At 34.9% G+C, this 20,708-nt stretch carries 16 protein-coding genes and 1 CRISPR repeat array; of the genes, 12 read left to right on the top strand and 4 right to left on the bottom strand.

The features are described 5' to 3' along the window. The 10 genes from plsX to CYJ72_RS02260 all read left to right on the top strand — a co-directional run bounded on the left by plsX (position 1) and on the right by CYJ72_RS02260 (position 10,816). Entirely contained in the window at positions 1-1,002 is a 1,002-nt protein-coding gene (gene plsX, locus CYJ72_RS02305) for a phosphate acyltransferase PlsX (protein ID WP_066124103.1), read from the top strand. Positions 1,003-1,119: 117 nt separating this feature from the next. Beyond that, on the top strand, positions 1,120-1,362 hold the full coding sequence (gene acpP / locus CYJ72_RS02300) for an acyl carrier protein (protein WP_066124101.1): 243 nt from the start codon (positions 1,120-1,122) through the stop codon (positions 1,360-1,362). 32 nt (positions 1,363-1,394) lie between these two features. Next, positions 1,395-2,408, top strand: coding sequence for an ABC transporter ATP-binding protein (locus CYJ72_RS02295; protein WP_284630275.1), 1,014 nt, complete (start codon positions 1,395-1,397; stop codon positions 2,406-2,408). Continuing rightward, positions 2,408-3,364 carry an ATP-binding cassette domain-containing protein gene (locus tag CYJ72_RS02290; protein WP_284630274.1) on the top strand — a complete coding sequence of 319 codons (957 nt, stop codon included), beginning with the start codon at positions 2,408-2,410 and terminating at the stop codon, positions 3,362-3,364. Before CYJ72_RS02295 ends, CYJ72_RS02290 begins: the two co-directional genes overlap by 1 nt. Position 3,365: 1 nt before the next feature. Continuing rightward, positions 3,366-4,328 (top strand): oligopeptide ABC transporter permease, encoded by a 963-nt coding sequence (opp4B, locus tag CYJ72_RS02285; RefSeq protein WP_066124096.1) that lies wholly within the window; start codon positions 3,366-3,368, stop codon positions 4,326-4,328. 12 nt (positions 4,329-4,340) lie between these two features. Next, positions 4,341-5,261: an ABC transporter permease gene (locus CYJ72_RS02280; protein ID WP_284630273.1), complete on the top strand. Its 921-nt coding sequence runs from the start codon at positions 4,341-4,343 to the stop codon at positions 5,259-5,261. A 200-nt stretch (positions 5,262-5,461) separates the two neighbouring features. Continuing rightward, a complete protein-coding gene (cas9, locus tag CYJ72_RS02275) occupies positions 5,462-8,887 on the top strand; it encodes a type II CRISPR RNA-guided endonuclease Cas9 (protein ID WP_284630272.1) in 3,426 nt (1,141 codons plus the stop codon). A gap of 185 nt (positions 8,888-9,072) precedes the next feature. Then, positions 9,073-9,993: a type II CRISPR-associated endonuclease Cas1 gene (gene cas1 / locus CYJ72_RS02270; RefSeq protein WP_066124094.1), complete on the top strand. Its 921-nt coding sequence runs from the start codon at positions 9,073-9,075 to the stop codon at positions 9,991-9,993. A 4-nt stretch (positions 9,994-9,997) separates the two neighbouring features. Beyond that, the gene (gene cas2 / locus CYJ72_RS02265) at positions 9,998-10,306 is read left to right on the top strand and encodes a CRISPR-associated endonuclease Cas2 (RefSeq protein ID WP_066124140.1); all 309 of its coding nucleotides are present in this window, start codon (positions 9,998-10,000) and stop codon (positions 10,304-10,306) included. Continuing rightward, a complete protein-coding gene (locus CYJ72_RS02260; RefSeq protein ID WP_284630271.1) occupies positions 10,307-10,816 on the top strand; it encodes a P-loop NTPase family protein in 510 nt (169 codons plus the stop codon). 33 nt (positions 10,817-10,849) lie between these two features. On the opposite strand, the gene CYJ72_RS02255 is transcribed toward CYJ72_RS02260, so the two are convergent. From CYJ72_RS02255 to istA (CYJ72_RS02240), 4 genes are all read right to left on the bottom strand, one after another. Continuing rightward, entirely contained in the window at positions 10,850-11,590 is a 741-nt protein-coding gene (locus CYJ72_RS02255) for an ATP-binding protein (protein ID WP_284628647.1), read from the bottom strand. Further along, complete coding sequence (gene istA, locus CYJ72_RS02250; RefSeq protein WP_284630214.1) at positions 11,583-13,136, bottom strand: IS21 family transposase; 1,554 nt, start codon at positions 13,134-13,136, stop codon at positions 11,583-11,585. Before istA (CYJ72_RS02250) ends, CYJ72_RS02255 begins: the two co-directional genes overlap by 8 nt. Before the next feature lie 185 nt (positions 13,137-13,321). Then, the gene (istB, locus tag CYJ72_RS02245) at positions 13,322-14,086 is read right to left on the bottom strand and encodes an IS21-like element helper ATPase IstB (RefSeq protein ID WP_101813346.1); all 765 of its coding nucleotides are present in this window, start codon (positions 14,084-14,086) and stop codon (positions 13,322-13,324) included. Then, a complete protein-coding gene (gene istA, locus CYJ72_RS02240; protein ID WP_284630270.1) occupies positions 14,070-15,368 on the bottom strand; it encodes an IS21 family transposase in 1,299 nt (432 codons plus the stop codon). The genes istB and istA (CYJ72_RS02240) overlap by 17 nt, the downstream gene beginning before the upstream one ends. A 201-nt stretch (positions 15,369-15,569) precedes the next feature. On the opposite strand from istA (CYJ72_RS02240), the gene csn2-St reads away from it, so the two are divergent. Both csn2-St and CYJ72_RS02230 read left to right on the top strand, forming a co-directional pair. Next, on the top strand, positions 15,570-16,184 hold the full coding sequence (csn2-St, locus tag CYJ72_RS02235) for a CRISPR-associated protein Csn2-St (protein WP_284630269.1): 615 nt from the start codon (positions 15,570-15,572) through the stop codon (positions 16,182-16,184). 21 nt (positions 16,185-16,205) lie between these two features. Beyond that, positions 16,206-19,342: direct repeats of the CRISPR family, unit length 36 nt; unit sequence GTTTTTGCACTCTCTATAATTTCCTATCAGTAAAAC. 700 nt (positions 19,343-20,042) lie between these two features. Further along, entirely contained in the window at positions 20,043-20,660 is a 618-nt protein-coding gene (locus CYJ72_RS02230) for a DUF1054 family protein (RefSeq protein ID WP_284630268.1), read from the top strand. The last annotated feature ends 48 nt before the right edge of the window (positions 20,661-20,708 follow it).

Genomic DNA, 20,708 nt, shown 5'->3' with positions numbered 1-20,708 from the left:
ATGTTTAAAATTGCAATCGATGCCATGGGAGGCGATCATGCTCCCAATGCAGTTGTAAAGGGAGTCAATAAGGCTATCGCGACTTTTCCCGAAATTGAAGTACTGCTATTTGGAGATGAAGCACAAATAAAACCATTATTAACAGTTGAAGACAGAGTCACCATCGTCCATACCGATGAAGTGGTTGAAAGTGATGATGAACCTGTGGCTGCGGTGCGTCGTAAAAAAGGTTCTTCAATGGTAATGGCAGCACAATATGTAAAAGAGAAAAAAGCGGATGCTTTATTATCAGCCGGAAATACTGGTGCTTTATTAGCAAGTGGTTTACTCGTCGTTGGACGTATGAAAGGGATTGATCGTCCAGGTTTAATGCCAGTATTACCAACTTTTAATCCTGAATCACCACATTTAATTTTAGCCGATGCAGGCGCAAATGCGGATTGTAAACCTAATAATTTATATCAATTTGCCGTGTTAGCTTCATTTTATGCCAAAGCCATGTTCGGTATCGCTAAACCAAGAGTAGGCTTAGTTAATAATGGTACTGAAGAAACCAAAGGGAATGAATTAAGTAAAGCAACCTTTCCTTTATTAAAAGAAGCAACTGAATTAAATTTTATAGGCAATGTCGAAGCAAAAGAACTGTTACAAGGTGTATGTGATATCGCCATTACGGATGGTTTTACTGGTAATGCTATTTTAAAATCATTGGAAGGAACTTCTAAATCCATTTTTAAAGCAATCAAAAATCAATTATTAAATACGGGCCTTAAATCCAAATTAGGTGGATTATTAATCAAAGATGCATTGAGTGATTTAAAAGATCAATTTGATGACACTAAAGAGGGCGGAGCTATTTTATTAGGAGTACAAGCGCCCGTCATTAAAGCACATGGCTCTTCTAATGAGGAAGCCATCTTCAATGCGATTAGACAAGCAAATAAAATATTAACAAGCAATGTTGTGGAAGAAATAGCTAACCATTTTAAAAATTTCTCATAATCTAATAGTGGATTCTTAAATTAAATTAATTTTTAGGTAGACAATTTAGTATTTAGTATGTAAAATAGTATGAGTATACTAGCGCGTGTAGACGCAAAATTAGTTGGAGGTATATTAATGGGAACTAAAGAAAATGTATTCGAAATTGTAAAAGAAATGATTATCGATCGTTTTGATGTTCAAGAAGAAAGTGTCACTCCGACAATGACGTTTAATGATTTAGGTGCTGATTCATTGGATATCGTTGAATTAGTAATGGAATTAGAAAATCGATTTGAAGTGACATTTGATGATGACAAAATAGAACAACTTGATAATGTTGGCGATGCCGTTCAATATATCGAGACGTTAACAGCGTAGTAGTATAAGGTATAACTGAACGGAGGGAAAACATGAATGAGCAAGAATTATTATTAGATATAAAAGACTTGCATGTTGGGTTCCGTATCAAAGATGATTATTATGATGCGGTAGATGGTGTTTCTTTACAACTATTCAAAAATGAAAAATTAGCAATAGTTGGAGAGTCAGGTTGTGGTAAGAGTACACTTGCAACGACCATTATGGGATTACACAACCCAAATGTAACAAAGATTACTGGTGAAATTATTTATCAAAACGAAAATGTTATTGAATATGATGAAGCAGCCTTTAATGGTATTCGTGGTAAGGAAATCGGAATGATTTTCCAAGATCCATTAGCTTCATTAAATCCTTTGATGACCATTGAATCTCAAATTGATGAAGCTTTAATTTATCATACAAAGTTAAATTCTAATGAGCGCCATAAACGCGTTTTAGAATTATTAGATCAAGTAGGGATTGCGAATCCACAACGAACAGCAAAACAATATCCACATGAATTATCCGGTGGGATGCGTCAACGTGTGGTTATAGCGATTGCTTTAGCTTGTAAACCGGCTATCATTATTGCCGATGAGCCTACAACAGCATTGGATGTTACTATCCAAGCTCAAATTTTGGACTTATTAAATGATATTCAGGAAGAAACTGAATCAGGTATTATTTTAATTACACATGACTTAGGAGTTGTAGCTGAAACAGCTGACCGTGTAGCCGTGATGTATGCAGGGCAAATCGTTGAAATTGCAACCGTACATGATTTATTCAATGATCCTCGACATCCATATACACGTTCTTTATTACGTTCAATCCCACAAACGGATAGTAATTTAGAAGATGAATCAGGTGATTTGCATGTTATTCAAGGAATTGTTCCACCACTACCTAAATTACCAAGAAAAGGTTGTCGTTTTGCTCCACGTATTCCGTGGATTGGATCAGAAGCTCATGAAGAAAATCCAACCTTACACGAAGTAGTGCCAGGTCATTTCGTTCGTTGTACCTGTCATGAACACTTCCACTTTGAAGAGGAGGCGAAATAATGGCAGAATTTATGAGAGTAGAAGGACTGAAAGTCCATTATCCAATTAGAAGTGGCTTCTTTAACCGTATTACAGATTATGTTTATGCAGTTGATGGCGTTGACTTAGTCTTCGAAGAAGGAAAAACTTATGGATTAGTAGGAGAATCAGGTTCAGGTAAATCAACAATCGGTAAAGCCATTATTGGATTAGAAAAAATTACCGACGGTAAAATCTTCTATGAAGGTAAAGACATTACTTCAGAAGCACGTAAAAGACGATCTGATTATCGTCGAAATGTGCAAATGATTTTCCAAGATGCAATGAGTAGTTTTAACCCTAAAAAGCGTATTACAGATGTTTTATCAGAACCATTACGTAACTTTGAAAATATGACACCAGAAGAAGAAAAACGTAAAATGATTGAGTTACTGCATATTGTCGGTTTATCCGAAGATGCTTTAAACAAATATCCACACGAATTCTCAGGTGGTCAACGTCAACGTATTGGCGTAGCCAGAGCGGTTGCGATTAATCCTAAATTAATCATTGCCGATGAGCCAGTTTCTGCTTTGGACTTATCTGTACAAGCACAAGTATTAAACTTTATGAGACGTATCCAAGATGAATATAATACGAGTTATTTATTTATTTCCCATGACTTAGGGGTCGTAAAACATATGTGTGATGAGTTAGCAATTATGTATCGGGGTCGTTTCACTGAATATGGTTCAAGAACCGATATTTATGGCGATCCAAAACATATTTACACTCGTCGTTTATTATCAGCGATACCGCAAACCGATCCAAATAACCGTGAAGAAAACAAAATGAATCGTTTGCGTGTTGAAAAAGAATACCAAACGAATGCATCTAAGTATTTCACGGAAGAAGGTCGCGTTTACGACTTGAAAGAATTATCATCTACGCACAAAGTAGCTCTGAAAGATGTTAATGGACAAGGAGGCATCAATTAATATGTGGAAAACAATTCTTAGACGTATTGTCTTAATGCTGCCACAATTGTTTATATTAACAATTTTAGTATTTGCATTGAGTATCTTAATGCCAGGGGATGCCCTAACCGGGACAATTGACCCAACAATTTCAGCAGCTCAATTAGAAGCAATGCGTGAAAAATTAGGCTTAAACAAGCCATGGTATGAACGTTACATTGATTGGATGAAAGGTGTTTTAGTGGGAGACTTCGGTAGAAGTTGGAAATACAAACAACCTGTATTATCTATCATTGGACAACGTGTATGGCCAACAATTTGGTTATCATTATTTACAGCAATTTTAACGTATCTTATTGCGTTACCTTTAGGTTTATTAGCAGGTCGCTACCAAGATTCTTGGATTGACCGTACGATTAACTTATATAACTTTATTTCGTATTCAATGCCATCATTTGTATTAGGTTTATTAATGATTTGGTTATTTGGTTATACATTAAAATGGTTCCCAACACGTGGGACAATCAGTTCAGGTGTCACACCGGGCACGATTCAAGCCATGTTATCACGCTTGTATCATATCATTTTACCGGGGACTACCTTAGCTTTAATTAGTACTACCGGTACCATTCAATACTTACGTACTGGAATTATTGATGCAAAATCACAAGACTATGTGCGTACTGCTCGTGCGAAAGGGGTACCTGAAGCTGTAGTATATCGCCGTCATATTTTCCGTAACTCATTGTTACCAATTGCAGCCTTCATGGGATATACCATTACCGGTTTAGTTTCAGGGGCAGTTATTACAGAAAATATCTTTACTTATCAAGGGATGGGACGTTTATTCTTAGACTCAATCAGTGGTCGTGATTTCTCAGTTATGATGACCTTAGTATTGTTCTTTGGATTTATGACCTTATTAGGTACCTTGTTATCTGATATTATTATGGTATTCGTGGATCCACGAATTAGAATAGACTAGGAGGAGGACACAATGGAATTACAACAAAATATGCAAGAAACCGAAGTAGTTCGAGATCAAGAAACATCTGTGCCACCCCTAGGTTTTGAAGTTATTCGCCGTGAATTTATGCGTGATAAAGTAGCGATTTTCGCTTTAGTATTATTGATTTCTATTATTTTAATTTCAATATTATCGCCATATTTTATCGATGTTCCCGCGGGAATGAAAGTTAACATTTTTGACCGTTTCTTAAAACCGGGAGTAGATGGCCATATTTTAGGTACTGATGAAGGTGGACGTGATGTCTTTACAATGTTAGTTGCCGGTACTCAAAATACATTATTCATCGGATGGTCCGTAACGGTTATTACCGCAGTTGTTGGGATTGCTTTAGGGGTAATCTCTGGTTATTATGGTGGTGCCGTAGATGATTTCATGATGCGTATTGTTGACTTTATTATGGTTTTACCGACGTTCATGTTTACCATCGTTATGATTACAATCGTTGAAGGGTTTAGTATGTGGAAATTAATTTTAATTATTTCTGTATTCGCGTGGCCAAGTACTACACGTTTATTCCGTACAGCAACCTTATCAGAAGCAGCTAAAGATTATATTAGTGCTTCAAAAACGATGGGAACTCGCGACTGGAAAATTATCTTATTTGAATTATTACCTAACTTAAGCTCGATGATGATTACCAACTTAACTTTAAGTTTTGCTGGAAATATCGGGATCGAGACCGGGTTAAGTTATTTAGGATTTGGTTTACCAGTAGGAACCCCATCAATTGGTACTTTAATCGGTTATGCTAATAACCCAGACGTTATTGAAAATAAAACTTGGGTTTGGTTACCAGCGGTTATCTTAGTATTAATCTTAATGCTTTGTGTTAACTATATCGGACAAACCTTACAACGTGCAGCAGACGCTCGCCAACGTCGTGGTTAGTCTTAATTTTAATAACTAATCAATATTTCCTCACCTACGGGTGGGGATTTTTGTGTGTCTAGACTTAAGAAAAATCGGAAAAGATTGACTAGATCATACAAAAATCCAGGAAATCATTAACATTTTCGGTAAACGGTTGCAAAAAATTTAAAAATAATGTAAATTAATATTAATATAAATTATTTATGGAGAGTGCCACTATGGAAGAAAATAAAATTTATAGTATCGGTCTGGATATTGGTATTGCCAGTGTTGGTTGGGCAGTGTTAAATACGAGAGCACAAAAGATTGATGATTTAGGGGTAAGGCTATTTTCTGCTCGTAATAGTGATAATAATCTTGAAAGAAGAACTTCAAGAGGTATGCGTCGATTAAATAGTAGAAGAAAAACGAGAAAAAATGATGCAAAAAGATTTTTAGCAGAGCTTGGATTTTACGAAGACGAAAAATTAATTAATGAATGTCCATACCAATTAAGAGTGAAAGGTTTAAATGAAGAATTATCTAAAGCTGAAATTTATAAGGTTATCCTTCATATATTAAAAAAACGTGGTGTGAGTTATTTAGATGATAGTGTCGTGGAAGATGCGCCTTCTGGTCAAGATTATAAAGGTGCTGTTGAATCAAACTTAAAACTCACGCAAGAATTATCACCGGGACAAATACAGTTTAATCGTTTAAATGAAGATGGCAGAATTCGAACAGGTGTCAACTTTAAGGGGGAGTATCAACTCAATGTATTTCCTGTTAAAGCATATGCCAATGAATTAAAAAGAATTTTAGAGTGTCAAAAAGATTATCATGAGGAAATTAATCAAGAATTTATAGATTTTTTTATTAGAAAAGAAGGTAAGCCAGAAGAAATCGGGCTCGTTTATCGTAAAAGACCTTATTATCATGGTCCAGGTAATAAATATAATAATTCTGAATATGGTCGATGGGCTAACTATAAAGAAGATGGAAAGCCTGCTGAAAATATCTTTGATAAATTAATCGGACGTGATTTACAAGGTTACTTAAGAGCGGCCAGCGTCAGTATTACAGCTCAAAAATACAATTTATTAAATGATTTGAATAATATTACCATTGATAGAGAAAACCTAAAAATAACGACGGAAGAAAAAGAACAAATTTTAGATTTCATTATTAATAGAGATTCTTCTCGCTTATCTTATAAAGATATTTTTAAGGAAATAGGCTTATCTATAGAGCAAATTAGAGGATATCGAATAGATCGTAATGGTAAACCAGAATTCCATACTATGGGCGCATATCGTCGTTGGAAGACAATATTCGCTGAATATGATATTGATTTAAACACCATTGATGATAACACCTACAATGAAATCGCAAAAGCCGTTATGTTGAACACCGAAAGAGACGGTATTCTAGATACACTGAATAATTCACTTCCAGACTTGGATAAAAATATTCTTGAAATTGTGTTAGATAATAAAGATAAATTACGAAGAAAAGATGGAAATGAATCATGGCACAGTTTTTCTATTAAAACGATGGAAATCCTAATACCAGAACTAATTAATACCAGTGAAGAGCAAAATACTATCCTTGAAAGATTAGGAATCAAGAAAATTAATCGTCAACAATTACAGAAAGAAAAAACAATTCCTGCTGATATTATTTTAGATGAAATCTATAATCCTACAGCTTCAAAATCCGTACGACAAGCCATTAAAGTTTTTAACGCCTTAGTGAAAAAATATGGTAAAGAGAATATTGCCAATGTTGTTATTGAAATGCCTCGCGATAAAAACGAAAAAGAAGAACAAGATAATATTAAATTGATGAATAAAAATAATGAGCAACGTAAGAAAGATAGCCAAGCGTACTTCTTAGAAAAATCCGGATGGAATATTGAAAGATTTGAATCAGAATTAAGAAGACCAGCTTTCGCGAAGAAACTTTATCATTATTTTGAACAAGATGGAAAATGTGCATATTCTGGAAAAGCTATTCAACCAGAAATGTTGTTGACCAATGAAACTGAGATTGATCATATTATACCTTTATCGATTAGTTTAGATGATTCTTTAAAAAATAAAGTGCTAGTAAAAGCTGAAGCTAACCAAGAAAAAGGACAACGATCGCCTTTACAAGCCTTTGATGAAGGGGCGAATTTTGGACAAAGTAAAGAAGAATTCATTGCTTGGGTTAGTCAGAATAAGAATTTTGCTGGCAAAGGAAAAGTAACGAAGGCCAAATTGTTATTAGAAGATAGAAATATTTATGATCCAGAAGTAAGAAATGAATTCATTGCAAGAAACTTAAATGATACCCGTTATTCAAGTCGTATTGTATTGAATGCAATTCAAAGCTTTTTCTACGAGTCAGGAACTAAAGTAAAAGTTATTAATGGAAACTTTACCCATACCTTACGAAAAAAATGGGGCGATAATTTAGAAAAAACAAGAGAAACTCACTATCACCATGCCGTTGATGCTGTATTATGTGCTGTAAGCCCCTATGTGAAACCAACAGCTTATGAATATCGTGAGACAGAAGAGGGCAGAGCCGAGATGGTTGATTTAGATACCGGTGAAGTGATGTCCTATGCCGAATATAAGAAGTTACGAAATATTGATAAAAAATCTTATATTCCGGAATGGAAAAATTTCAGAGAACAATTATATCCATCGTCACTATATCCACGAATCAAATTCTCACATCAAGTTGATAAGAAATCAAACCGCAAGGTTAGTGATGCTACTATTTATTCAACTAGAGAAAAAACAAGTATTACTAAAAACGGAAAAGAAAAAACGGAAGAATTTGTTATTGCTAAAATAAAGGATATCTATACTGTAGATGGTTATAAAGAGTTTGAGAAAAATCGTGATAAACTATTAATGAAGGAATTAGACTCTAAAACATTTGAAATTCTATGTAAGATAGCAGATACTTATCCAAATTACATCGAAAAACAAGATGCAAGTAGCAAAGTGAAAAAGGTGGATATCTCCCCATTTAAATTATATTGTGCCGAAAATAATATTTTAGCGATTCAAAAATATTCTAAGCGAGGCAATGGACCTTTTATTAGAAGCTTGAAATATTATAATAAAAAAATAGGTAATCATATTAATATTACAAAAGATAATGATGGACAAAAGATTGAACAAACTGAACGTGGGAAAAAAGTAATACTAGCTAATTTGAACCCTTGGAGAACCGATGTTTATTTTGATCCAAAGACTCAATCATATAATTTATTAGGAATTAAATATAATCATTTAAAATATCAAAAAGGTGAATATGGAATACCAAAAGAAATATATCAGGAACTCATGGAAAAAGAGAAGATTGGTAAAGAACAAGAGTTTCTATTTAGTTTATATCGTAAAGATCTAATACGAATAGAACAAGGAGATTTGTTTGTCGAAGGACTATATCATTCGAGAAATGAAGTTTCAAAAAATTATTTTGAAATAAAACCAGTTGAACAAAATAAATGGACTAAAGAGGAGTTACCAGTTTTAGGAATAACTTCAAATCAAAGAGTGATAAAAGGCATAAAACCAGAAATGATATTAAAAAAATACTATGTAGATGTGTTAGGAAACAAATTCGAAGTAAAAAAAGAAGAAGGTCCGCAAAATATTTTATAAAAAACGCTTGCATTCTATAACAGGTAGTGGTATTATATGGGTGTAGAGATATCACTACCATGTTTGACGAAACATGTCTTAATAATTTTTACTGATAGGAAATTATTAGAGAATCTGCAGAGATAAGGCTTTATGCCGAAATCAGACCACCCTTTGGTGGTCTTTTTTTATTGGGAGGGAACAGTATGGGATTTAGAACAGTTTTTGTTAAAAATGGCGATCGTTTGAATTTAAAGTTGGATAATCTTGAGGTTACTAAAAGTACAGAGACATTTACCATTCCATTATTTGATATCGAAAACATTATTTTAGAAGGAGACTATACCGTTATAACATCACGATTGTTAGCAAAGTTGGCACAGTTTCATATCAGTGTAATTGTTTGTGATAATCATTATTTACCATGTGGTCAATTTTTAGGATTTGGTCAATATCATCGAAGTGCAAAAAGAGCAGCTTGGCAGGCATCATGGTCAGATGTTGAAAAAGGGAATAGTTGGACAGAAGTTGTTAGCAATAAGATTAGAAATCAAATTACGGTAGCAGAGAAACTAAAAGTGGCAACTGAAAGAATCGAATTAATGGATGATTTATTGTTGGAAATAGGTTTTGCAGATAGTACTAATCGTGAGGGCCATGTAGCCAAAGTTTATTTTAATAGTTTGTTTGGTATGGGTTTTTCAAGAGAAGATAATATTCTACCTAATCATTGTTTAAATTACGGTTATTCCATTATTCGAGGTCAAATGGCTAGGTGTGTAGTTTCACTAGGCTTATTACCGATGCTTGGGATTTTTCATAGAAATGAATATAATTCATACAATTTGGTTGATGATTTAATGGAGCCATTTAGACCTTTGATGGATTATTTTGTGTTAACCGAGATATTAAATGAAGACGTTGAATTTTTAACGTATGAAATTAGATTGACCTTAATTAACTTTTTAAATCATAAAATGATGATCAAGGGTAAAAAGATATACATGTCTCAAGTGATGTTAGATTATGTTCAATCATTTATTAAGGCAATTGAGAAAAATGATTATTCTTTACTAATGAAGATTAATTTTGAAGATTATTTAGGATGTGATGAAAGTGAGATTTAGCCAAATGAGATTAGTTTGTATGTTTGATTTACCCACTGAAACATCTAAGGAACAAAAAGAATATAGAATCTTTAGAAAACATTTGTTAGAAAACGGATTTGTAATGATGCAATATTCAGTATATTATCGATCACTTCCTAATCGAAGTGCTTTGAAAAAATATGAAGCAATTTTAAAAAAGAAAGTACCTAGTTATGGTAATGTGCGTTTAATTTATGTGACAGAAAATCAATTTCAAGATATGTTGTTATTAACAGGGGATAGAACCAGGCAAGAAGAAATTGTAGGAATAAATCGATTGGTGGTGATTTAAATGGAACGAGTACAAATTCAATCGAAAATTGGAAATTTTGATTTTATGATGAATGATTGTTTGGTCTTTACAGGTTGTAATCATCAAACTAAAGAAACAATTTATAAATTAATCAATCGAAATTTTCAAAGCACTATCTATTCGATTATTGAAGAAGATACATTAGGAGAGGAGGGGATAAAATTATTAATTAATGATAAAGTAATCACGAGTCGTAAATTAAAGTATATATCAATAGAATCCACAAACGATTTAATGAATCAATTTAAAATTGAAAAGAAAAATTTTCTAGATCAAATTATGATTTCAATACTTAATGATTTTGATTTTTCAGAAATATTTGAAGAGCTAGGAGACCTTTTATTAAAGATTGAAAACAAACTAAATTATAAATTAAGAGAAATATTACCTAATGTTTATTCCGCGCTCTCAAGCCCACCTATACGCAGCATCAAGTCCGGCTGTAGCCAATTCAAGGCAATGAGTCCACGCTTCAAGGCAAGAGAGTAGCCATACTCATGGAGCATGGCTATGAATGAAGTTTTATTCTTGGTTGGCAAAATGTTCACGCATATTCAATTGTCCAGCATCTAACCACACCGAGTTATGAACAATTCGGTCCATAATCGCATCAGCATGAACCCCACCACCTAGTCGTTGATGCCAGTCGCTCTTCCTAAATTGAGTGCAGAAGATAGTTGAACCTGATTGATAACGTTTCTCAGTGATTTCAAAGATAAACTTTAAATCCTCGTCTGATAAGTCTTCTAACAACCATTCATCCAAGATAAGCAGGCCATAGTTCGAATATTTAGTAATCAGTTTTTTCATACCACTGGGTTTAAGCGTGGCTTCATCGCGTTCGACCAGAAGGTCAGGAAGTCGGATATAACGGGTTCGAACTTCTAACTTACAAGCCTCTTTACCTAGAGCGCAGGCTAAATATGTTTTCCCAGAGCCTGTGAATCCTTGAAAAACGACATTTCTATACCGATGAAGATAATTTCCTCTAGCCAGTTCTTGAATCACTTGTTGTTTAAGTTCTCGCTTCTCGTAGTAGATGGAGGTGACATCAGCTTCAGGCAAGCGGAAATTAGCCCGTTTGATCAATCCATGGACTTTCTTGTTATATTTCTCTTGATAGAGATAATCAATCGCTAATTGGAGTCGTTCATCAAAGGTCAGGGTGAGTGAATCATTCTCCAGTTCCTGCATTTCTAGCGCACTCACTAGCGGTTCTAAATCAAGCTGTCTCAACTTACGGATACTTTCACTGTTAATCATGATCTTCACCTCCGTAATAGGCTGCTCCTCTAACAAAGCCCATTGGCGGCTCGGGTTTGTGGTTCTCTTCGGATTGAGCTTGAACTGGATTGGTTAAGATGGCGTAGAGATGACGATATCTAGGGGAATGAATTCGCTCTAAGGCGATGTGACAAGCCGTTTCAAGGTCTTCATTCGAAAAAGATTGACTTAATTTGAGAATGGATTGACTGGGTTGGTAGCCTCGTTCTTTTAATGGTACTGTTTCAAAGACTCTTTGAATCACCTTGTGTGTGAAGGGTCCGATTGCTCTGGCTTGATTCAACAGCAAGGTATCATTCACTTGAGGACGATTGAATTGTTCGGGCAAATGCTCAGGGCTTGTCGAGAATTGATATTCTAAATAGCTTGGGAAGCGCTTATGAGTCGCGATACGTTCTTGATTGTAATAAACCTCAAGGAGACGATCTGTCACGCGTAAATCCACCTGTTTGCGAACATATTGGTAAGGGCAGGAATAGTTATTCTTTTGGAAAGTAATGTGACAGTCTAGTTTTACTTTGCGACCATAGACCCATTCTGCCACTTCATACGGTACCAACGGCAAGGGGCGCAAGGTTGGGTGTTCAACGGTTTCAAAAATTTGTTTGCGACTTCCTTCTCGTTTTTGGAACGGTGTTGCATTAAAGAGTGTGATACGTGTCATGATAGCGTCATTGAGTTCGTCAAGACGAGTAAAGATTTCATTTCTCAAAGGAGCAATAACTGCCATCGCAGTTTGATTGACGCCTCCTTCAACGGCAGCCTTTTGTTTAGGTTTCTTTACGCCCGTCGGCATAATCGCCATGACATAATGATCAGCTAAACCTTCATACTGGGCATTCAAAATAATATCGCCTTCTTTAGGATGTGAGATAACCCCCGTCTTTAGATTATCACTAATCAGGCGAATGGTTGTACCGCCCAGAAAATTAAAGAGGTTAACATGGCAACGAATCCAAGTATCACTGGTCATATCGAGGGTTCCTTCAACGTAAGTATATTGACTATAAGGTAGAACAGCCACAAAGAGATGCACTTCAATAAAGGCCCCGCTTTCAGGGTCTAAGAGTTGCATTGTCGCTCCAGCCCAATCCACTTGAGTAGAAACTCCAGGTTTATGTTTTAAGTGATTAGTGAGCTTATATTGGTCAATATGCTTATTGTAGTCTTCACAAAACTTACTGTATCCAACTGCAATGCTTTTCTGCTTCTTACATTCATCGACATACTCAGTCCACAACAACTTCAGTGTGACACCTACACGCTTAAGTTCCTCTTGCACATAATCGTAATCAGGCAAGGTATAGAGCGCCTCTGATTGGTGCTTGGAGGGAAAGAATTTTTGATAAACTTCTTGTTCAGATATGTTTTGGATATCTGCGTAAGTTAAATCTAACTCATCCGCACGTCGAAAGACTTCGCTGACAGAATCACGCCCGACTCTTTTTGTCTTAGCAATCATGTTTCTCGAGAGCCCTTGCTCTCTGAGTTCCATAATCAACTTGACCGGTATTTTTCTAGCCATTAAAAACAGCCTCCTTTTAGAATATTTTGAAGACGATGTCTTCAAAATAACTATACCTAAAAGAAAGGCCAAGGTGGACTCCAAACGTGGATTGATTGCCTTGATGTGCGGATGTAAATGTCAACACAAAATTGTACAAAAGTGTGAATATAAATATGTACAATTACATATCGCATTGACTATGTTTATTCCTCTTCTTCCTTGTTTAAATGATCTTTTAACCGGTAAGAATCGCCATTAATTTGAATCACTTTTGAGTGATGAAGGACGCGATCAACAATCGCATGCGCAATTAAGGCATCCTGAAACAGCTCATCCCAATTACCAAAGGGAATATTCGTGGTAAGTATGGTGCTCTTAGTCTCATAACGCCGGTCAATGACTTGGAACAAGAGACGCTCATCTCCTGGATTTAAGGGTAAGTAGCCTAGTTCGTCAATAATGAGTAAGCTGGCCCGATTATAATAACGCAGACTGCTCTCTAATCGATTCTCTGACTGAGCCTTTCTGAGCTTCTCTAAGAGATCGCTACACTTAATGAAATAGGTGTTATAGCGATTCTTAGCTGCTTCTAAACCAATTGCCGCGGCTAAATGGGTCTTGCCTACTCCGCTTGAACCCAAGAAGACGACATTCTCCTTTTTTTCTATAAAAGATAAGGTCATCAAATTACGGATTTCTCGCTCTTGAATGCTTGGTTGAAAGTCAAAGTCAAAGTTTTCAAAGGTCATATTGATTGGTAATTTAGCGATTTTAATCATCATATCCTTACTATTTTGACGCTTAATATCTACCTCATGATTCGTTAACCTTAAGAGGGTATCCACAATAGAGAGGTGGTCGTAATCGCCACTTAAAACCCCGTCTAAATGCAGGCTCATCTGAGTGAGCTTAAGATAGTCTAAGTTCTCCTTGAGCTGAAGATACGTTGTTTTATCCTTTCTTGCCATAAATAGCGTTCAACCTTTCTAAATTTTCTTTTGAATAAGCTTCGACCTCTTCTTGTGACTTATAGGGCATGGTGCTAGCGACGAGCTGTTCATAGTGTCCTGGCAAGTAATTCATGGCCAGATTAGATACTGGATGACTCGCGATCAACTTCGTGTTATCATAAAGATACAAGGTATTGTCTTCAACCTCTAGGCCAAGCCTTTTTCCGATGTATTCAACTGGAACTGAATACTGATTCGATTGATAGCTAATCATCGAAGAGCTGTTCACCTTGACGGTTTGTTGATAATAGTAACGACTTCTTATCTCTTTGCTAGGCAGCGGGGATAGGAAGTCTTTTTCGTATTCCAAGAGACTCATGGGTGATTTTTTGGTGGTTGGATGGATCTCAAGATTTTTACGAAGATTCATCTTTTCAACATGGCCCACCAACTCTTCAAAGGAAAACTTTCCCTGATAAGCATCGAGTTCATCAATCAACTTCATTTGGCTTTCCACTTTCCCTTTGGTACTTGCACGCCGAGCGACACAAGCTCTGACATCAAAATTATAATCACGACTAAACTGTTCAAACTTCTGATTAACAGAGCCAGGACGATAGGACGTTCGTGGCTCTTCCATGATCGTCGTCATATTATCATTGAGTATTTCTTTGGGAATTCCTCCTAGCTTTTCAAAGATGTCGTTTAAGACGGCAAATAAGGTATATTGCCTCCGATTCAGGGTAACGTGATACAAACTATAGCGCGAGTAACCTAAGATACCCACAAAAACGTTCAGATAAATAAGCTCCCCTTCCTTCGTTACGTATTTAAAGTTCTCCTTCCAGTCTATTTGTAGTTGTTGACCCGGGTCAGTCTCAAAACGCAAGATTGGCTCATTGTTCATAAATTTCCTCTTCTCAAAGTATTGCTTAAACTCTGGCTTCTTGTTGATATAGTATCTGAAAGAAGATTCCTTTAGTTGCAGGTCATGGTTATCTACAAGATAGCGCCATAAGTGGCGAATATAGTGAAAAGTTTGGATACAGTCTTCGCTAAGCAACTCCTTGATCAACTTGTAGTAGTCATCCGCTTGAGAAGGCTTGACTCTCGTCGTTGCCTTTTCAAAACCTTCATAATACTTCTGAACCGTCCTTCGATCTTTCCCCAACTCTCGAGCAAGTTGAGAAAAATTAGGTTTCATATTGCACACCTCCATAACAGCCTTATAATTTGCTAAATCCTTAAGACATTTCACTTTTAAATCTTCCGCAAAATCTATCTGGATTGGATTATACATTCACATCACCTCATGAATGATTATCCGTTATCTCCTCCTGTCTGTGAAGCTTCTATTTGTACATCTTTATTTTGTCACAACTGTACATTTTTATGTTAGCACTTATATGCGGATTCGGGGTTAAAACAGGGGGTGCCTAGGGGATGCCTTGAATTGGCTACAGCCTGCCTTGAAAGCGTGGAATAATCACCTAATATTGAATTGGAATTTGATACGTTTAATAGTGATATTTTATACCGTAAATTTTCAAAATTAATTTGGACGAAAAATGAACATGAGCAGTTACAGTATTTTTTAGATCATGAAATTCTTATTGATAATTTTTGTAGACTTTTAGAGACTTATATTGAACAAACAGGAGAACATGTCTGTATTCAAATAAAATATCCTGATGTTTTCTTAAGTGAAAAAAATATGGAATTATTTATGCGCCGATTAATCGATATTAATAAGAAATATAAAAAGATATTTCTTTTTGTTTATCATTACCAAAAGTGTGTTGATTTTGGCATCGAAAACTTTACTTCAATTGCTCTATGTACAAACATTATTCAACAATTGCCTGAATTCGAGTTTTATCGAAATTCAATAGAAAGGTATTATCCGATTGAGCTAAAAATAGGAGATGGCGAATTGTATAGTCGCACCATCAATATTTTGCCGTATGCAGGTAATAAATTGGATTATAAAAACTTGATTTCATCAAGAGATATGGTATTATTAAAGTTGTTGAATCAACTGTTAGATTTAGATGTATTTGAGGAGACGTCCTTAGATGGTCTAACAAAGTATGAACAACTTTACCTTCTCTCATGATGCAAAAATTTTTAATTTGAGGTTTTTGCACTCTCTATAATTTCCTATCAGTAAAACCAAGTTGACGAAGGCATGGATATTATCACGGTTTTTGCACTCTCTATAATTTCCTATCAGTAAAACTGCTATTTGACCATTCCCACGTAAATATACGTTTTTGCACTCTCTATAATTTCCTATCAGTAAAACGACAATCAAGGCATTGAATATGATGCGAAAGTTTTTGCACTCTCTATAATTTCCTATCAGTAAAACTGACCAATTCGATTTATGAAATGTATCACTGTTTTTGCACTCTCTATAATTTCCTATCAGTAAAACAATATCCTGTTAAAACTCTACTTACGGAGTGTTTTTGCACTCTCTATAATTTCCTATCAGTAAAACTATTAAATCTATTGATTGAAGCACTGATAGGTTTTTGCACTCTCTATAATTTCCTATCAGTAAAACCCAACTATCGTTGAAAGCGAAGAACGAGTTGTTTTTGCACTCTCTATAATTTCCTATCAGTAAAACTTCCTTCCTAAAAAATCCTAGTCAATGGCAGTTTTTGCACTCTCTATAATTTCCTATCAGTAAAACTTATGAACAAAGAAGAAAAAGTCGTAGTAGGTTTTTGCACTCTCTATAATTTCCTATCAGTAAAACCAATTAAACAAGGAACATGAGTTAGGTCAAGTTTTTGCACTCTCTATAATTTCCTATCAGTAAAACCATTAGTTTTAGCAATGATGACATCACCAAGTTTTTGCACTCTCTATAATTTCCTATCAGTAAAACCAAGTTGACGAAGGCATGGATATTATCACGGTTTTTGCACTCTCTATAATTTCCTATCAGTAAAACTGCTATTTGACCATTCCCACGTAAATATACGTTTTTGCACTCTCTATAATTTCCTATCAGTAAAACGACAATCAAGGCATTGAATATGATGCGAAAGTTTTTGCACTCTCTATAATTTCCTATCAGTAAAACCTGTTTATTACTCGAAGTTAGGCATCACTGGTTTTTGCACTCTCTATAATTTCCTATCAGTAAAACCAACTGATACCGTCTGCTGAAGGTATTCAAGTTTTTGCACTCTCTATAATTTCCTATCAGTAAAACTTCATTGGTATAGATTACGTGGCGCGCGTGGTTTTTGCACTCTCTATAATTTCCTATCAGTAAAACTTCCTTCCTAAAAAATCCTAGTCAATGGCAGTTTTTGCACTCTCTATAATTTCCTATCAGTAAAACTTATGAACAAAGAAGAAAAAGTCGTAGTAGGTTTTTGCACTCTCTATAATTTCCTATCAGTAAAACCAATTAAACAAGGAACATGAGTTAGGTCAAGTTTTTGCACTCTCTATAATTTCCTATCAGTAAAACTTCCTTCCTAAAAAATCCTAGTCAATGGCAGTTTTTGCACTCTCTATAATTTCCTATCAGTAAAACTTCAACGGATTAATGATTGTATTGAATTCAGTTTTTGCACTCTCTATAATTTCCTATCAGTAAAACAACAAGGGGAACACTCACTACGAGTATATTGTTTTTGCACTCTCTATAATTTCCTATCAGTAAAACCTGTTTATTACTCGAAGTTAGGCATCACTGGTTTTTGCACTCTCTATAATTTCCTATCAGTAAAACCAACTGATACCGTCTGCTGAAGGTATTCAAGTTTTTGCACTCTCTATAATTTCCTATCAGTAAAACAAAAAGGTCGTGAACCAGTTGTACGAGAACGTTTTTGCACTCTCTATAATTTCCTATCAGTAAAACGCAGTGCAGTTGAGTATCTACTTAGAGCATGTTTTTGCACTCTCTATAATTTCCTATCAGTAAAACAAGATTACATGTCTTAATGGAAGAAAAAGAGTTTTTGCACTCTCTATAATTTCCTATCAGTAAAACAGTTGTTTTAGCGATAGATGGCTCTGCATAGTTTTTGCACTCTCTATAATTTCCTATCAGTAAAACACATAGAATGGTACGAGCATTTAATCGAGAGTTTTTGCACTCTCTATAATTTCCTATCAGTAAAACTAATAGATGATTTAGATTTTAATTTACTAAGTTTTTGCACTCTCTATAATTTCCTATCAGTAAAACCCACGATAGGATACGGAAGTGGCTCACCCGGTTTTTGCACTCTCTATAATTTCCTATCAGTAAAACCATCAAATAACAATTCAGTAAAAGGTTTATGTTTTTGCACTCTCTATAATTTCCTATCAGTAAAACGTAGTGCGGTTGAGTATCTGTTACGTGCTTGTTTTTGCACTCTCTATAATTTCCTATCAGTAAAACATGTGGCTATTCTGTTAGGAACTCCTACAAGTTTTTGCACTCTCTATAATTTCCTATCAGTAAAACAGAGATTACGACTCAGTTAACAAATCTTAAGTTTTTGCACTCTCTATAATTTCCTATCAGTAAAACCCGCACGTGATACTGCCATTGAATTATCCAGTTTTTGCACTCTCTATAATTTCCTATCAGTAAAACATTATGATAAGGCACTCAAAATCAAGGATGTTTTTGCACTCTCTATAATTTCCTATCAGTAAAACCGATATTTGCTCTATACAGTGTGAGAATTGGTTTTTGCACTCTCTATAATTTCCTATCAGTAAAACTACAACTCAGGGGAACGTAAAGAAAGACGAGTTTTTGCACTCTCTATAATTTCCTATCAGTAAAACCATTGCCTAAAGGACAGTTTGAATTAGTGGGTTTTTGCACTCTCTATAATTTCCTATCAGTAAAACATTAAAGCAGGCAAAGAAACATTGGATGAGGTTTTTGCACTCTCTATAATTTCCTATCAGTAAAACTAGGCTTTTCTGCGAATGCTTTACAGTTGAGTTTTTGCACTCTCTATAATTTCCTATCAGTAAAACAAGAGTTGCAAGAATACAAACGCCAACTCAGTTTTTGCACTCTCTATAATTTCCTATCAGTAAAACAAACTCGATTGCGTGAAGAAATCGCTAAAGGTTTTTGCACTCTCTATAATTTCCTATCAGTAAAACCGCAAGAAAGTTTAAGAAATCAAAACCTTAGTTTTTGCACTCTCTATAATTTCCTATCAGTAAAACTCAACTTGCAACTGTGGTAATCCTTGTTCAGTTTTTGCACTCTCTATAATTTCCTATCAGTAAAACGTGTTATATGATAGTGTTTCAGCAAAATCGTTTTTTAAACCACTGTCATTTTCATACAAAATTTCATTTTGTTCCACTTTAACGGATTGTTTATCATTGCTATTGCGATATAATAGAATTAAATGCATTATATAAAAGTATATAAAAGTATATAAAAGCTTTGAGGTGACCATAATGGAATTTTTAATTTTTTTCATGATTTTGATTTTACTTTGTCATCCCTTAGTATTATCGGTTGTTACATACACTTGGTTGACGATTAAAGGATTGATCTTTTTAGCTTTAAAACTATTATCGATTTTATTTGAAAAGTTAAATATAAAATTGTAATTTTCATCATAGTAGTTTTATTATTTATCGGCCTTACTCTTATCCATATGAAAGAGAAGGCTGTTTTTGTTTGTCAATCACAACAATATTTTATTGAATCGGCACAATACCCAACAGCATCTGCTAGCCTCACTTAAAGCCGATCAATTTTGTGAACTTTAGTAGGGTACAAAATCAAATTTTATGTTTGGATTACTTTTATTTTTCCGTATCCTATTACAAAAGAAGAATTAAATTTTAGCTTTACATCAGTGAGATGACAAATATAATTTTCTTTAAATGGTAGGGAAATTGCTCGGAGATAAGCACTTCTTCATTGCAAACCCTCTTCCATATTGAGATAATAGGGGATAGACGAGGAGTGAGAGTTATGAATTTTGATCATACAGCTTTTGCTGTTTTTAATGAACCTGAACTAGCAGGAAGAATGGCGGCAATTCAAGCACGTATTCAACCAACTTTTCAATATTTTGGTGATATTTTAGCAGAACATCTTCATGAACAATCATCACAATCAACGGAGGTGTTCGTGCATATTGCAAAACATTTACGGAGAACGACTTATCCACCAGAATCAACATGGGTAGCGATTGGCGGCGATAAACGTGGATATAAGAAGTATCCTCATTTTCAAATTGGTATTAATGAACATTATGTATTTTTTACGTTGGCGTTAATTGATAATCCGCTCCATGAAAAAGAGATTGCTCAATTATGGCAACAAAAATTATCAGTATTTAAAGAGTTGCCACAAGATTTCGCAGTCATTCCGGATCATACCCAGTTTGGGTTTCAAGAGGGGCCGGATATTGATTGGGCAAACTTGCTTGAACGTTTGGAAAAAGTAAAAAAAGCTGAGTTAATGATAGGAAGAATCTATCCAAAGGATTCAGCGATATTAAGTGATAGTAAATTATTAACGAAAAGTTTCATTGAAACTCAAGATGAACTGATGCCGTTTTATATGGAAGCCATGTCATTTTATTAAAATTTTGATTGTCAAATTAAGCTAGAATTTTTACCTAACACATAATAC

This window comes from Globicatella sanguinis, assembly GCF_002847845.2.
Classification (GTDB): domain Bacteria; phylum Bacillota; class Bacilli; order Lactobacillales; family Aerococcaceae; genus Globicatella; species Globicatella sanguinis.
The sequence above is the reverse complement of the archived record's forward strand: the minus strand, read 5'-3'. Positions and strand labels throughout refer to the sequence as shown.